Origin of the sequence: Achromobacter spanius (assembly GCF_029637605.1) — a bacterium.
Lineage (GTDB): Bacteria > Pseudomonadota > Gammaproteobacteria > Burkholderiales > Burkholderiaceae_B > Achromobacter > Achromobacter spanius_E.
The window spans coordinates 3,007,572-3,019,741 of sequence record NZ_CP121261.1; the positions used below are offsets into that span (position 1 = coordinate 3,007,572).

Consider the following 12,170-nt stretch of genomic DNA (forward strand, 5'->3'; position numbering starts at 1 on the left):
GTTGATGGCGATTATCGCGCCCTGGTTAGCGCTCGTCTATCATAGGCGGAACCCCGGCCCCGCCCGGCCCGCTGGCGCGGCAGTTTTCAAACATTAACAATTCTCGATCCCGATTCCCAATGTCATCTTCCCCCCCTTCCCTGAGCCACCTGGACGAAGCCGGCCAGGTGCGCATGGTTGACGTCATCGCCAAGTCGGACACCGAGCGCGTGGCGATCGCCGTGGCCAGCGTGCGCATGAACGCCGTGGCTTACGGCCTGTTGACGCAGCCGGGCCAGGGCAAGGGCGAAGTGCTCAACACGGCGCGCGTGGCCGCCGTGCTGGCCGCCAAGCGCTGCGCGGAGCTGATCCCGCTTTGCCACAGCCTGCCGCTGGCGTTCGTGGGGGTCGACTTCGCGCTGGACGACGCCGCGCATCGCATCGACATCCAGGCCACCTGCCGCACCAGCTACAAGACGGGCGTGGAAATGGAAGCCATGATGGCGTGCAGCGTGGCCGCGCTGACCATCTACGACATGTGCAAGGCCGCCGACAAAGGCATCGTGGTCGAACAAGTACGCCTTAAGTACAAGGCTGGAGGAAAAAGCGGTGAATGGCGCAACGATTAATCTGCTGTACTTCGCCCGCGTGGCCGAACTGGTCGGCAAGCGCGGCGAAGACTGGCCGCTGGATGGCGAATCCACCGGCGCGCAACTGCTGGCCGCGCTGGGCGAACGCTATCCCCAACTGGCCCCGGCAGCGCGCTTGAAACTGGCCATCAACCAAACCCACTCCAAGCCGACGGCACCGATCCGCCCCGGCGACGAAGTCGCCGTGTTCGAACCCGTCACCGGAGGTTGAACGCCATGATCAGCGTCCAGGAAGCCGATTTCGACGCCGCTGCCCTGACGGCCGCGCTGCGCGAAAGCGCAGGGTCCGGCGTGGGAGGCATCGTCACCTTCGTGGGCTATGTGCGCGACTACGCACCCGATGCGCCCACCGACACGCTCTATCTTGAGCACTACCCCGGCATGTGCGAGCGCGAGCTTGAAGCCATTGCCGACACCGCCCGCCAGCGCTGGAAGCTGGACGGCACGGTCATCGTGCACCGCGTGGGCGCGCTCTCGCGCAACGCGCAGATCGTGTTCGTGGCGGCCGCCAGCGCGCACCGGGGCGACGCCTTCCGCGGTTGCGAATACATCATCGACGCGCTGAAGACCCGCGCGCCCTTCTGGAAGCGCGAAACGCTGGCAGGCGGCCGCAGCTTCTGGGTAGAACAACGCCAGGCCGACCAGGACCGCACCGATGCCTGGGATGAAGACTCCGCCCCCAAGAAGGAACGCCCATGAGCGAAGAAATTCCCGTCTCGCTGGCCTGCGCCGTGCTGACGGTCAGCGACACCCGCAGCGCGGGCGACGACACCTCCGGCAACCTGCTGGCCCACAGCCTGGCGCATGCGGGCCACGAGTGCGTGCGCCGCGACATCGTCCGCGACGACATCTATCAAATCCGCCGCATCATCAGCGACTGGATCGCCGACCCCGAAGTGCAGGTCATCCTGACCACGGGCGGCACGGGCTTTTCGCATCGCGACCACACGCCCGAAGCCATCCTGCCCCTGCTCGACCGCGAGATCCCCGGCTTTGGCGAACTGTTCCGCCAGATCTCCTACACCGAGATCGGCAGCTCGACGATCCAGTCGCGCGCGTTCGCGGGCTCGGCCAACCAGACGCTGATCTTCTGCCTGCCCGGTTCGAACAACGCCTGCGAAACGGCCTGGGCCCAGATCCTGCGTGAGCAGCTCGACAGCAGGCACCGCCCGTGCAACTTCGCCTCGCACTTCAAGCCCAAAAAAGAAGACCACTGACCCATGCTGGATTTTGATCACGCCCAGACCCTGCTGGCCAACGCAGCCGGACCGCTGCAACGCCGCGAAGAGATTGAACTGAACGAAGTTGCCGGCCGCGTGCTGGCAACCGATCTGCAAGCCACGGTGGACATCCCACCGGCCGACAACAGCGCCATGGACGGCTACGCGCTGCGCGTGGACGACTGGCGCGCGGGCGCCCGCCTGCCCATCCAGCAGCGCTGCTACGCGGGCGACGTGCCCGAGCCGCTCAAGCCCGGCCACGCCATCCGCCTGTTTACCGGCAGCCTGATCCCCGATGGCGCGGACACCGTCGTCATGCAGGAAGACGCCGTCGAAGCCGACAACCAGGTAGAGATCACGCGCGCGCCCGCTCCCGGCCAACACATTCGCCGCCGGGGTGAAGACACGATGGCCGGCGCCCCCTTGCTGGCGGCCGGCGCCATGCTGCAAGCCGCGCACGTAGCGCTGCTGGCCTCGCAAGGGCTGGCCACCGTGCCGGTGATGGGCCGGTTGCGCGTGGGCATCCTGACCACGGGCGACGAGCTGGTGCCCCCCGGCACGCCGCGCGCGCCCGAACAGATCTACAACTCCAACGGCCCCATGCTGGCCGCGCTGACGCGCGGCCTGGGCGCCATCCCCGTGCACGTGCTGCATGCGCGCGACACCGAAGAAGAACTGCTGGCCGCATTCAAGACCCTGCTGGCCGATTGCGACCTGGTGCTGAGCGTGGGCGGGGTGTCGGTGGGCGAGCGCGATCTGGTCAAGCCCGCCCTGGCCTCCTTGGGCGGCGAGCTATCGCTGTGGAAAGTCCGCATGAAACCCGGCAAGCCGGTGGCGCTGGCCCAGATCGGCGGCAAGCCCGTGGTCAGCCTGCCGGGCAATCCGGTGTCGGCCTATGCGGTCTTCGCCATGCTGGTATCGCCGCTGGTGCGGCGCATGCAGGGCCGCGAAGACATCTTTCCGCCCGTCAACCTGTTGCCGCTGCGCACCGAGCACCCGCGCCAGGACGGGCGCGAAGAATTCCTGCGCGTGCAGCGCCGCATGGCGAAAGACGGCACCGCCGAGCTTGTGCCCTATGGCCAGCAAGGGTCAGGGGTAATCAGTTCCATGCCCTGGGCCACGGGGCTGGCGCGCTTGCCGGCTGACGTGCTGGTCAATGACGGCGACCGCGTGCCCTACTACGACATGCGGCACTGGCTGGCGTAGCTGGCGTAGCTAGTGCAGCGCTGTCGCTGACTTAGCTGGCAAAGCCGGCGCAGCGTTCAGCCACAGCCAGCTCTTCGGGCGTATTCACGTTCATGAAGGCGTCTGGCGCGTCGTCAAAACTCGCCGCCACGCCGCCCACGCGGGCCTGCCACAAGCCCACCTTGCGCTCGCCCGCCAACAGATAGGCGCGCAGGTCTGGCAAGAGTGATGGGCGCAACGCCATGCAGGCGGCATGGCGTTGGCCGCCAGCCATGGCATAGGCCAGCGGGGCCTGGGCGGAATCCGCCGCGGCGATCAGCCGCGTTGCAAGGTCATGGGGAAGAAAAGGCGTGTCGCACGGCACGGCCACCACCCAGTCGACGTCAGCAGTTGAAGTAGCAGTTGAAGCCGAGGCTGACGCTGCGGCCGAAGCTGTGGCCAAGCCCGCCGCCAGCCCCACCAGCGGGCCTTGAAATTCACCCAGCGCGGGTTCCCCGTCCGCCACCACCGTTCCGTATTGCGCGTAACGCTCGGCATGCCGGTTGGCGCTGATGATCAGCCTGCCCACCTGCGGCGCCAACCGGCGCGCCACGTGCGCCACCATGGGCGCGCCGTGCAATAAGACCAGGCCTTTGTCCTGATGGCCCATGCGCGCGCCCTGCCCGCCCGCCAGGATCAACCCGGCAATGCCTGGCGTGGATAACGGCAAAGGCTGGTCAGCCACCGATGTAGCTCATCTCGACCTTGCGGCCGGAAGTTGGCGTGGGGTCTGCCATGTTGCGGCCACGCAGTTCGGAATAGTTGTCGTGGCGGCCGGCCCAGATGCCCGCCAAGATGGCGGCCAGTTCGGCGTCGGTCGCGCCGTCGCGCAAGGGCGCGCGCAGGTCAAAGCCCTCGTGCGCGAACAGGCACAGATAGAGCTTGCCCTCCGGCGACAGGCGCGCGCGCGTACAGCCGCCGCAGAAGGCCTGCGTGACGCTGGAAATGACGCCGATTTCGCCGCCGCCGTCCGCATAGCGCCAGCGTTCGGCCACGCGTCCCATGTCATTGCTCTGCACGGGTTCCAGCGGGTACACCGCGCCGATGCGGTCCAGCACTTCCTGGCTGGGCACCACTTCCGTCAGGTTCCAACCGTTGGTGTTGCCCACGTCCATGTATTCGATGAAGCGCAGGATGTGGCCGCTGTGGCGGAAGCGTTCCGCCATGGGCAGGATCTGGCCGTCGTTCAGGCCGCGCCGCACCACCATGTTGACCTTCACCGGCGCCAGGCCGGCCTCGGCCGCGGCGTCGATGCCGCGCAGCACGTCGTCGGGCGTGAAGCCGCTGTCGCTCATGTCCTGGAACATGGAGGCATCCAGCGCATCCAGGCTGACGGTCACGCGCGTCAGCCCCGCCGCTTTCAGATCGGCGGCCTTGCGCGCCAGCACGCTGCCATTGGTGGTCAGAGTAAGGTCCAGCGGCAGACCCGCCGGCGTGCGCAGCGCGGCCAGTTGGCCCACCAGGTTTTCCAGGTGCTTGCGCAGCAGCGGCTCGCCGCCCGTCAGCCGGATTTTTTCCACGCCCAGCTGCGTGAAAATGCCGGCCAGGCGGCTGATTTCCTCAAAGGACAGCAGCGCCGAATGCGGCATGAAGGTATAGCTGGCGTCAAAGACTTCGCGCGGCATGCAGTAGGTGCAGCGGAAGTTGCAGCGGTCGGTGACGGAGATACGCAGATCGCGTAACGGACGCGCGCGCAGGTCCAGCGCGGGCTGGCCGTCCGGCGGCAGCTCGCCAGGCGCGGGCCAGGCGGAGCGGTCGGACCCGGGCTTGGACCCGGGCTTGGTCCGCTCATCGGCAAGGAATATCACTTTGCTCATGGGGCGATCATATATCGGCGGCCAGGGTCCGGGCGGCCCCGCCTACGCGAAAGCCTCTTCCAGGGTTTGTAAACGGCCGGTGTCCTGGGCGTCGTAGCCCACCAGTTGCCCTACGTAGCCCACATAGTCGGCGCTGCGCATGATGGACAGCAGGTCCTGCATGGCGGGCGTCTCCAACGACGATTTGCGGATGGCGAAGAAGTAGCGTTCGCGCACCAGTGGAATGAAGTCCAGCCCGAACCGGCAGGCGGCCGTCTCCACCCCCACGCCCGTGTCCGCCATGCCGCTGGCAATGTGCGCGGCAATCGCCATGTGCGTGAATTCATTGGTTTCGTAGCCCTGGACCTCGCCAATGGAAACCCCGGCGCGCTGCAGCATCAGCCCCACCAGGTAGCGGGTGCTGGACCCGATCTGGCGGTTCACGAAGCGCACGTCCTGGCGCGCCAAGTCAGCCATGCCACGGATCTGCTTAGGGTTGCCGGCCGTGACAAACAGGCCGGTATTGCGCACGGCCAGATGAATCAGCAAGTACTCGTCGGCGTGCAGCCACTGCGCGTAACGCTCCATGATGGGCGATTCGAAGTCGCCCAGCGGCACCTGAAAGCCGGCCAGATCGCATTCATGACGTTCCAACGAGGCCAGCGCCTCGATCGCGGTGCGATAACGCAATTCCAGCCCGGGCTTTCTGCCGCTCATGTGCTGCATCAGCGATTCCACCGCGAACCCATGGCTGGCGTGCAGCCGCAGGTGCGGGCCGGTTTCAGGCAGCAGCCGTTCCAGCTCTTCCTGCAATTCCGAGGCCATGCTGTCCAGGGTCGGCATCAAGCGCGCCTCGATGCGGCGATTGGCCCATAACAGGCGCTGCGCGAACGGCGACAGTTGCGTGCCCTGGCGTCGATTCGTGATCAGCAACTGCGTGCCGAAGGTGGTTTCGAACCGGCGCAGCACGCCCCAGGCATGCCGGTACGACAGCCCGCAGGCGCGGCAAGCGCCCGAGATATTGCCGGTGGCGTCAATGGCGGCCAGCAGCGCAAGCATGTCTTGCAAGGGCACCGGCGCCGTGTCGTCACCCCCGCCCAAGGTCCACTGCGGCCGCAGGCCGATTCGGAACTTATATGTCATTTCTTTCTTATTGAAGACAGTCAAGTACGTGGTTAGAGTACACAAATAACGCGGCGGCCGGGCTTTTAATATGTTTTTAAAAACATATTAAACGCCATCAGACGCTGAACCGCACGACAGACCCCTGAACGGGGCCCGCAACATTGGAGGAGACCACCGTGCAACAGCGCGAGGCAAAATCCGACCTGGCATCCAGCGGCGGCGCCCGTGGCGGCCCATTGGCGCTGGACGCCGCCCAGGCGTCCACCACCCCCGCCATCGCGGCCACCGCGCGCATTCTTGCGCGGCTGAAAGACCTGCCCGGCCCCTTGCTGCCGGTACTGCACGAGGTGCAGCACGAATTGGGCTGTATTCCGGCCGAGGCGGTGCAAACCATCGCCGAGGCCCTGAACCTGTCCCGCGCTGAAGTTCACGGCGTCATCACCTTCTACCCGCACTTTCGCAGCCAGCCGGCCGCGCGCCACACGCTGGAAGTGTGCCGTGCCGAAGCCTGCCAGGCCATGGGCGGCGAGCCGCTCGCGGCGCATGCCCGCGCCAGCCTGGGCTGCGACTTCCATGCCAGTTCGGCGGACGGCAATTTCACCTTGGAACCCGTCTACTGCCTGGGGCTGTGTGCCCAGTCGCCCGCCGTCATGATCGACGGCCAGCCGCATGCCCGCGTCACGCCAGACAAGCTGGACCGCCTGTTGGCGCGCACCTTGGACCGCGCTTCGGACCACACCATGGACCGGGCTTTGGCCCGCACGCCGGAGACCACGCCATGAGCGCCCCCGTCGTCATCTACGTGCCGCGCGACGCCGCGGCGCTGGCCATGGACGCCGATGCCGTGGCCCATGAAATTGAACGCATCGCCGATGAACGCGGCGTGGCCGTGCAAGTGGTGCGCAACGGCTCGCGCGGGCTCTTGTGGCTGGAACCGCTGGTGGAAGTGGCCACGCACGATGGCCGCGTGGCTTACGGCCCGGTGGCGCCGGAAGACGTGGCAGGTTTGTTCGACGCCGGTTGGCTGAGCCCTGGCAACACCAAGGGCAACGTCGACATCGACGGCAAAGCCGAAGCGCGCCACCCCCTGTGCCTCGGCCTGACCGAAGACATCCCCTACCTGAAACACCAGGAACGCCTGACCTTCGCCCGCGTCGGCGTGATCGACCCGCTGTCCTTGCAAGACTATGCCGCGCACGGCGGCCTGGCCGGGTTGAAGCGGGCACTGGCGATGGAGCCTGCGGGCATCATTGACGAAGTGATCACCTCGGGCCTGCGCGGACGCGGCGGCGCGGCGTTCCCCACCGGCATCAAATGGAAAACGGTGGCAGGCACGCCCAGCGACCAGAAGTACATCGTGTGCAACGCCGACGAAGGCGACTCGGGCACCTTCGCCGACCGCCTGCTGATGGAAGGCGACCCCTACGTACTGATCGAAGGCATGACCATCGCCGGTCTGGCGGTGGGCGCAAGCTACGGCTACATCTACGTGCGCTCGGAATATCCGCACGCCATCGCCACGCTTGAGGCAGCCATCACCCGCGCCCGCAGCGTGGGCTGGCTGGGCGCGGACGTGCACGGCAGCGGACGCCGCTTCGACCTGGAAGTGCGCAAGGGCGCGGGCGCCTACATCTGCGGCGAAGAAACCTCGCTGCTGGAAAGCCTGGAGGGCAAGCGCGGCGTGGTGCGCGCCAAGCCGCCGCTGCCCGCCATCTCGGGCCTGTTCGGCAAACCCACCGTGATCAACAACGTGATCTCGCTGGCCACGGTGCCCATCATCCTGGCCAAGGGCGCCACCTACTACCGCGACTACGGCGTGGGCCGTTCGCATGGCACGCTGCCCTTCCAATTGGCGGGCAACCTGAAGCAAGGCGGGCTGGTGGAAAAGGCCTTCGGCCTGAGCCTGCGCGACCTGCTCTATGAATTCGGCGGCGGCAGCGCCTCGGGGCGGCCCCTGCGCGCCGTGCAGGTGGGCGGGCCGCTGGGCGCCTATTTGCCCGAATCGCAATGGGACGTGCCGCTGGACTACGAGGCCTATATCCAGATCTCGGCCATGATCGGCCACGGCGGGCTGGTGGCATTTGACGACACCGTCGACATGGCGCGCATGGCGCGTTACGCCATGGAATTCTGCGCCATTGAATCCTGCGGCAAATGCACGCCCTGCCGCATTGGGTCGACGCGCGGCGTCGAAACCATCGACAAGATCGCGGCGCCCGGGGCCGACGCCCGGCAACGCGAACAGCAGGTGCATCTGCTGCGCGACCTGTGCGACACGATGATGGGCGGTTCGCTGTGCGCGCTGGGGGGCATGGCGCCCTACCCCGTGCTGTCCGCGCTGAACCACTTTCCGCAGGACTTCGGCATCGAGTCCTCGCAGTCTGCCGCGCACGCGGCCTGAACCCGAGAGGCGACCATGCTGGAAACCGTCATCAAGCGCGAACGCGACCTGGGCACCCCAGCCCGCGTGTCCGAAAACACCATCACCCTGACCATCGACGGCCAGGAAATCCGCGTGCCCGAAGGCACGTCCCTGATGCGTGCGGCCGCCGAGGCCGGCATCAACATCCCCAAGCTGTGCGCCACCGACAGCCTGGAACCGTTTGGATCCTGCCGCCTGTGCCTGGTGCAGATCGAAGGGCGGCGCGGCTATCCCGCTTCGTGCACCACGCCGGCGGAAAACGGCATGGTGGTCTTTACCGAAACGCCCAAGCTGCACGAGCTGCGTCGCGGCGTGATGGAGCTCTACATATCCGACCACCCGCTGGACTGCCTGACCTGCCCCGCCAACGGCGACTGCGAATTGCAGGACATGGCCGGCGTGGTGGGCCTGCGCAACGTGCGCTACGGCTACAACGGCGCCAACCACCTGGACGCCAAGGTCGACGACTCCAACCCCTACTTCAGCTACGACGCGTCCAAGTGCATCGTCTGCAACCGCTGCGTGCGCGCCTGCGAAGAAACGCAGGGCACCTACGCCTTGACGATATCCGGCAAGGGCTTTGAGTCGCGCGTATCGCCCGGGCAGGACCAGCCGTTCCTGGACAGCGAATGCGTGTCCTGCGGCGCCTGCGTGCAGGCCTGCCCCACGTCCACCCTGCAGGAAAAGACCGTCATCATGATGGGTCAGGCCGAGCACTCGGTGGTGACCACCTGCGCCTATTGCGGCGTGGGCTGCGGCTTCAAGGCCGAGATGAAGGGCCAGGAAGTGGTGCGCATGGTGCCGTGGAAAGACGGCCAGGCCAACCGCGGCCATTCCTGTGTGAAGGGCCGTTTTGCATGGGGCTACGCCACGCACAAGGAACGTGTGCTGAAGCCCATGATCCGCAAGCACATCACCGATTCCTGGAAGGAAGTGTCCTGGGACGAGGCCATCAACTACGCGGCCTCTGAATTCCGCCGCATCCAAAGCGAGTATGGCCGCGACGCGGTGGGCGGCATTACGTCGTCGCGCTGCACCAACGAAGAAACCTGGCTGGTGCAAAAGCTGGTGCGCGCGGCCTTTGGCACCAACAACGTCGACACCTGCGCGCGCGTCTGCCATTCGCCCACCGGCTACGGCCTGAAGCAGACCTTGGGCGAATCCGCCGGCACGCAGACCTTTGATTCGGTCATGCACACCGACGTGGTGATCGTGATGGGCGCCAACCCCAGCAGCGGCCACCCGGTGTTTGCCTCGCGCCTGAAGCGCCGGCTGCGCGAGGGCGCGCGCCTGATCGTGATCGACCCGCGCCGCATCGAGCTAGTCAGCTCGCCGCACATCAAGGCTGACTTTCATCTGCAAGTGCGGCCGGGCACCAACACCGCGCTGCTGTCGTCCTTGGCGCACGTGATCGCCACCGAAGGCCTGATCGATGACGCCTTCGTGGCCGAGCGCTGCGACACCAAGGCCTTCAATGAATGGCGCGACTTTGTGTCCTTGCCCGAGAACTCGCCTGAAGCCATGGCCGAGATCACGGGCGTGCCGGCGCAAGACGTGCGCGGTGCGGCGCGTCTGTTCGCCACCGGCGGCAACGGGTCCATTTATTACGGCCTGGGCGTGACCGAACACAGCCAGGGGTCCACCACCGTGATGGCGATTGCCAACCTGGCCATGGCCACCGGCAACGTCGGCCGCGAGGGCGTGGGCGTGAACCCGCTGCGCGGCCAGAACAACGTGCAGGGCTCGTGCGACATGGGCTCGTTCCCGCACGAACTGCCCGGCTACCGCCACATTTCCGACAACACGGTGCGCGCGCAGTTCGAAAAGGATTGGGGCGTGACCTTGCAACCCGAACCCGGCCTGCGCATTCCGAACATGTTCGAAGCGGCGCTGGGCGGATCCTTCAAGGGCCTGTACTGCCAGGGCGAAGACATCGTGCAGTCCGACCCCAACACGCAGCACGTGGCGGCCTCGCTGGCAGCCATGGAATGCATCGTGGTGCAGGACCTGTTCCTGAACGAGACCGCGAAGTACGCGCACGTGTTCCTGCCGGGTTCGTCGTTCCTGGAAAAGGACGGCACCTTCACCAACGCCGAACGCCGCATCTCGCGCGTGCGCAAGGTGATGGAACCCAAGAACGGCAAGTCGGACTGGGAAGTGACGGTGGCGCTGTCCAACGCGCTGGGCTACCCCATGAACTACACGCACCCGCGCGAAATCATGGAAGAAATCGCGCGGCTGACACCGACCTTCGCGGGCGTCAGCTACGACAAGCTGGACAAGCTGGGCAGCCTGCAATGGCCGTGCAACGACGACGCACCCGAAGGCACGCCCATCATGCACATCGACACCTTTGTGCGCGGCAAGGGCAAGTTCATGATCACCAAGTACGTGCCCACCGACGAACGCAGCACGCGCCGTTTCCCGCTGCTGCTGACCACCGGCCGCATCCTGTCGCAGTACAACGTGGGCGCGCAGACGCGGCGCACGCCCAACGTCATGTGGCATGGCGAAGACGTGCTGGAACTGCACCCGCAAGATGCCGAGGACCGGGGCGTGGCCGAAGGCGATTGGGTGGGCATTCAAAGCCGCGCGGGCGAGACCGTGCTGCGCGCCACGCTGACCGACCGAGTGCAACCGGGCGTGGTATACACCACGTTTCACTTTCCCGAGTCCGGCGCCAACGTCGTCACGACGGATGCCTCTGACTGGGCGACCAACTGCCCCGAATACAAGGTCACGGCCGTGCAGGTTACGCGCGTGTCCCAGCCTTCGGAATGGCAGCGGCAATGGTCGCGCTTTGCCGACATCCAGCAAAAGCTGCTGCGCGAGCGATCGCGTGAAAACGAAGCGGCGCTGACCGGGAAATAACGCTCCACAGCCCTGGATGCCATGACCGCCCCCACGCCCCCGTCTTCTCGCCCCGACTGCACGCCGACCCAGGTCACGCGCGTGCGGGCCGGGGCCATTGCCCCTGCCGCCGAGTCCGACTTCGTTGCCGAGGAAACGCCGGTGGCGCTGGAGTTCAACGGCATCAGCCACGCCACCATGCTGGCCACCCCCGCCGACCTGGAAGACTTTGCGGTGGGCTTTTCGCTGTCGGAAGGCATCATCGACAGCGTCAGCGATGTGCGCGGCATTGACGTGCTGCCGCAATGCGACGGCATTGTGGTGCAGGTGGAAATATCCAGCGCCTGCGAAGTGCGCTTGAAAACACGCCGACGCGCCATGGCCGGCCGCACCGGCTGTGGCCTGTGCGGCGTGGAGACGCTGCCCGAAGTGCTGCGACCCGTGGCGCCCGTAACGAATGGCTCGACCGTGCGCATCCAGGCCGTGCTGAACGCCATGCGCGACATGCGCGCGCGCCAGGCGCTGCACGACATCACGGGCGCCACGCACGCGGCGGGCTGGGCGGGCGCCGATGGCGCGGTGGCGTTGGTGCGCGAAGACGTGGGCCGCCACAACGCATTGGACAAGCTGATCGGCGCGCTGGCGCGCCAGGCCATGCACGCCGGCAACGGCATCGTGCTGGTGTCCAGTCGCGCCAGTTTTGAAATGGTGCAGAAGACGGCGGCAGCCGGCGTGGCCGTGCTGGCGGCGGTGTCCGCTCCTACCGCCTTGGCCATCCGTCTGGCGCAAGACGCCAACGTCAGCCTGGTGGGATTCATGCGCGGCGACGACGCCACGCTGTATACGCACCCTGAACGCCTCATCCCCTGAATCGGGCCTTGAACCTGGCCCTGAATTGGACTTT

At 66.5% G+C, this 12,170-nt stretch carries 12 protein-coding genes; 9 read left to right on the top strand and 3 right to left on the bottom strand.

The genetic code is table 11. The features are described 5' to 3' along the window. The first annotated feature begins 119 nt into the window (after positions 1-119). From moaC to P8T11_RS13410, 5 genes are read left to right on the top strand one after another with little or no spacing between them, the layout of a single operon-like run. Positions 120-608 carry a cyclic pyranopterin monophosphate synthase MoaC gene (gene moaC / locus P8T11_RS13390; RefSeq protein ID WP_100854796.1) on the top strand — a complete coding sequence of 163 codons (489 nt, stop codon included), beginning with the start codon at positions 120-122 and terminating at the stop codon, positions 606-608. Then, positions 589-840 carry a MoaD/ThiS family protein gene (locus P8T11_RS13395; RefSeq protein WP_268081495.1) on the top strand — a complete coding sequence of 84 codons (252 nt, stop codon included), beginning with the start codon at positions 589-591 and terminating at the stop codon, positions 838-840. The genes moaC and P8T11_RS13395 overlap by 20 nt, the downstream gene beginning before the upstream one ends. Before the next feature lie 5 nt (positions 841-845). Then, complete coding sequence (locus P8T11_RS13400) at positions 846-1,328, top strand: molybdenum cofactor biosynthesis protein MoaE (protein ID WP_268081494.1); 483 nt, start codon at positions 846-848, stop codon at positions 1,326-1,328. Continuing rightward, positions 1,325-1,846, top strand: coding sequence for a molybdenum cofactor biosynthesis protein B (gene moaB, locus P8T11_RS13405; protein WP_268081493.1), 522 nt, complete (start codon positions 1,325-1,327; stop codon positions 1,844-1,846). Before P8T11_RS13400 ends, moaB begins: the two co-directional genes overlap by 4 nt. A 3-nt stretch (positions 1,847-1,849) precedes the next feature. Then, complete coding sequence (locus tag P8T11_RS13410) at positions 1,850-3,055, top strand: molybdopterin molybdotransferase MoeA (protein WP_268081492.1); 1,206 nt, start codon at positions 1,850-1,852, stop codon at positions 3,053-3,055. A 31-nt stretch (positions 3,056-3,086) separates the two neighbouring features. Here the strand turns inward: P8T11_RS13410 and mobA are convergent, their stop codons facing one another. Genes mobA through P8T11_RS13425 form a run of 3 tightly spaced genes read right to left on the bottom strand, consistent with a single transcriptional unit; the run spans position 3,087 to position 6,012 of the window. Next, entirely contained in the window at positions 3,087-3,758 is a 672-nt protein-coding gene (gene mobA, locus P8T11_RS13415) for a molybdenum cofactor guanylyltransferase MobA (protein WP_268081491.1), read from the bottom strand. Beyond that, the gene (gene moaA / locus P8T11_RS13420) at positions 3,751-4,890 is read right to left on the bottom strand and encodes a GTP 3',8-cyclase MoaA (RefSeq protein WP_268081490.1); all 1,140 of its coding nucleotides are present in this window, start codon (positions 4,888-4,890) and stop codon (positions 3,751-3,753) included. The genes mobA and moaA overlap by 8 nt, the downstream gene beginning before the upstream one ends. Positions 4,891-4,932: 42 nt before the next feature. Further along, a complete protein-coding gene (locus P8T11_RS13425; RefSeq protein WP_268081489.1) occupies positions 4,933-6,012 on the bottom strand; it encodes a substrate-binding domain-containing protein in 1,080 nt (359 codons plus the stop codon). A gap of 158 nt (positions 6,013-6,170) precedes the next feature. Here P8T11_RS13425 and P8T11_RS13430 point away from each other — a divergent pair, with 158 nt between their 5' ends. From P8T11_RS13430 to fdhD, 4 genes are read left to right on the top strand one after another with little or no spacing between them, the layout of a single operon-like run. Further along, positions 6,171-6,776, top strand: a complete 606-nt coding sequence (locus P8T11_RS13430; protein WP_268081488.1) for a formate dehydrogenase subunit gamma — start codon at positions 6,171-6,173, stop codon at positions 6,774-6,776. Next, on the top strand, positions 6,773-8,395 hold the full coding sequence (locus P8T11_RS13435; protein WP_268081487.1) for a formate dehydrogenase beta subunit: 1,623 nt from the start codon (positions 6,773-6,775) through the stop codon (positions 8,393-8,395). Before P8T11_RS13430 ends, P8T11_RS13435 begins: the two co-directional genes overlap by 4 nt. 15 nt (positions 8,396-8,410) lie before the next feature. Next, the gene (fdhF, locus tag P8T11_RS13440) at positions 8,411-11,287 is read left to right on the top strand and encodes a formate dehydrogenase subunit alpha (RefSeq protein WP_268081486.1); all 2,877 of its coding nucleotides are present in this window, start codon (positions 8,411-8,413) and stop codon (positions 11,285-11,287) included. Between the two features lie 21 nt (positions 11,288-11,308). Then, complete coding sequence (gene fdhD / locus P8T11_RS13445) at positions 11,309-12,136, top strand: formate dehydrogenase accessory sulfurtransferase FdhD (protein WP_268081485.1); 828 nt, start codon at positions 11,309-11,311, stop codon at positions 12,134-12,136. Positions 12,137-12,170: the final 34 nt, after the last annotated feature.

What these genes read in the sequence shown, in the direction of transcription:
- moaB (WP_268081493.1), top strand. Translation starts at nt 1,325, where the DNA reads ATGAGCGAAGAAATTCCCGTCTCGCTGGCCTGCGCCGTGCTGACGGTC.
- moaA (WP_268081490.1), bottom strand. Translation starts at nt 4,890, where the DNA reads ATGAGCAAAGTGATATTCCTTGCCGATGAGCGGACCAAGCCCGGGTCC.
- P8T11_RS13400 (WP_268081494.1), top strand. Translation starts at nt 846, where the DNA reads ATGATCAGCGTCCAGGAAGCCGATTTCGACGCCGCTGCCCTGACGGCC.
- P8T11_RS13435 (WP_268081487.1), top strand. Translation starts at nt 6,773, where the DNA reads ATGAGCGCCCCCGTCGTCATCTACGTGCCGCGCGACGCCGCGGCGCTG.
- P8T11_RS13410 (WP_268081492.1), top strand. Translation starts at nt 1,850, where the DNA reads ATGCTGGATTTTGATCACGCCCAGACCCTGCTGGCCAACGCAGCCGGA.
- fdhF (WP_268081486.1), top strand. Translation starts at nt 8,411, where the DNA reads ATGCTGGAAACCGTCATCAAGCGCGAACGCGACCTGGGCACCCCAGCC.
- fdhD (WP_268081485.1), top strand. Translation starts at nt 11,309, where the DNA reads ATGACCGCCCCCACGCCCCCGTCTTCTCGCCCCGACTGCACGCCGACC.
- P8T11_RS13425 (WP_268081489.1), bottom strand. Translation starts at nt 6,012, where the DNA reads ATGACATATAAGTTCCGAATCGGCCTGCGGCCGCAGTGGACCTTGGGC.
- moaC (WP_100854796.1), top strand. Translation starts at nt 120, where the DNA reads ATGTCATCTTCCCCCCCTTCCCTGAGCCACCTGGACGAAGCCGGCCAG.